Below are 2031 nucleotides of genomic sequence, written 5' to 3' on the forward strand. Positions count from 1 at the left end.
TTCCTGAACTACTGCTGACTTTTTCAGCTGGTCACCCACCAGGAGGTATTGACTCAAACTATTACTCTGACTAATTTGTCAGTTTTACTGAGATCTAGTCTACCGTACTTTTAAAAGAGCCGCACCCATATGGATTGGAACTACTTTGCAGGACGACAGGATTTTTACCAGGTTAAGGAAATGTTTTAAAAATCCAAAAGCCACCCAAATTAAATGAGAGACAAAAAACATCATTTTGTTAAGTAAAATGAACTACCAAACCATTATCCAACAAGCCCAGCACCAGCAAGAACCGTTAAAAGCTGATCGGTTTGTCAAAATTAGCGATCGCAAAGATGAATGCGATATTCCCACCGATGCTTGGAAACCTCTGTTAGAAAATAGCTATTTACAGACCTGGAAGGGAATCGTACTGCCCAAAGGGATAACGGAAATGGCACTTTATCCAATGCTGCTGTACGAACTGCAACCGAAAACAATTATCGAAATTGGTGCATTCAATGGTGGAGGGGCTATTTGGCTGGCCGATTGTTTGGATGTATTCGGGATAGAAGGTCGGGTTCACTCTGTGGATATAGATTTATCCCTGCTCGACGAAAAAGCTAAAGCTGACTCTCGGATTAATTTTATCCAGGGAGATTGTAACAATATTAGTGCAGCTTTTCCTTCGGAATTACTCTGTGCACTCCCTCATCCTTGGTTGATTATAGAAGATGCCCATATTAATCTAGCGGGAATTTTGGAATATTTTCACGCCTCAGGTCTCAGGAGCGGAGATTACCTGATTGTTGAAGATACCAACAAAGTCCACTGGGGATTATGGCAGGATAGTTGGGATGACCGCGACGAGATGGAGCAAGGAGCTAACAAAATGGATGACTTGAGGGATTGGTTAAAAAACAACGAAGACGAGTATATGATAGATACCTACTATCAGGATATGTACGGCTACAACGGGTCAAAAAACTGGAATTCTATTCTCAAGAGAGTTTGAATTCAAAGGTTTCAGTCCAGTAGGGTGAATTAATAACATACCCTACTATTTATAACGTTTCCAGTCCAGCTTGGCGGAAGTCCTGCCAGTAAATCTAGCAGCTGATCTGCCCCCACACCGATCACCCGATTATCCCTTACTCCCCTTAATCGACCACTCCCTTCACTCCTGATAACCTACCGTCACCAGTCAAGTCAACGGGTAAAATCAAAGTTTTATTGCGCAGAAGAATTTTTGAAACCAAAATGCTTGATAATGAACCTCACGAATTTAACAGACTTAACTCAAGTTCACATCTACTACCGGATTCACTATGTCCTTACCCAACTTGATCGACAAGTCAATAGCTTCCGACCAACTCCAATTAACCCATCGGCCTCGACGTATGCGCCGTACAGCCGCCTTTCGTCGGATGGTTCAAGAGACTCAACTGACTGTTAATGACCTGATTTATCCAGTATTTGTGATGGAAGGTCAGGGTCTCAAACCAGAAGTTAAGTCCATGCCAGGATGTTACCGCTATTCTCTGGACTTATTGCTCAAAGAAGTAACCGAGGCATTTGAACTGGGGATTAATGCGATCGCACTTTTCCCCCTCATTCCCCAGGACTTGAAAGATGCTACCGGTACTGAAAGCTACAACCCTGATGGATTAATCCAACGCACCATCAGAGCAATTAAGCAAGAAGTTCCAGAGCTGATGGTAATTACCGATGTTGCCCTTGATCCCTTTTCCAGTGATGGTCATGATGGCATTGTCACCGAAGATGGCACTATCCTAAATGACGCCACCGTGGAAGTGTTGATAAAAATGGCCCTATCTCAAGCTGCAGCTGGGGCAGATATGGTTGCACCTTCCGACATGATGGATGGACGCATTGGTGCAATTCGTAAAGCTCTAGATGGTGAGGGCTACACTGATGTCGGAATTCTGGCCTATTCCGCTAAATACGCCTCCGCTTATTATGGTCCATTCCGGGATGCCCTAGATTCAGCTCCTAAATTTGGTGACAAAAAGACTTACCAAATGGATCCCG

At 43.7% G+C, this 2031-nt stretch carries 2 protein-coding genes; both read left to right on the forward strand.

Translation table 11 applies throughout. The annotated features are described in order from the left end of the window. Positions 1 to 247 precede the first annotated feature (247 nt). Positions 248 to 994, forward strand: coding sequence for a CmcI family methyltransferase (locus F6K37_RS39780; RefSeq protein ID WP_287256776.1), 747 nt, complete (start codon positions 248 to 250; stop codon positions 992 to 994). Positions 995 to 1307: 313 nt separating this feature from the next. Further along, positions 1308 to 2031, forward strand: a 724-nt coding sequence (gene hemB / locus F6K37_RS39785) for a porphobilinogen synthase (RefSeq protein ID WP_287256777.1), incomplete at its 3' end; no start/stop codon positions are given.

This window comes from Moorena sp. SIO4E2, from assembly GCF_010671945.1.
Classification (GTDB): Bacteria; Cyanobacteriota; Cyanobacteriia; order Cyanobacteriales; family Coleofasciculaceae; genus Moorena; species Moorena producens.

Bases quoted from the DNA above. Each gene is read 5' to 3' on its own strand.
- F6K37_RS39780 (WP_287256776.1), top strand. From the start codon at position 248: ATGAACTACCAAACCATTATCCAACAAGCCCAGCACCAGCAAGAACCG.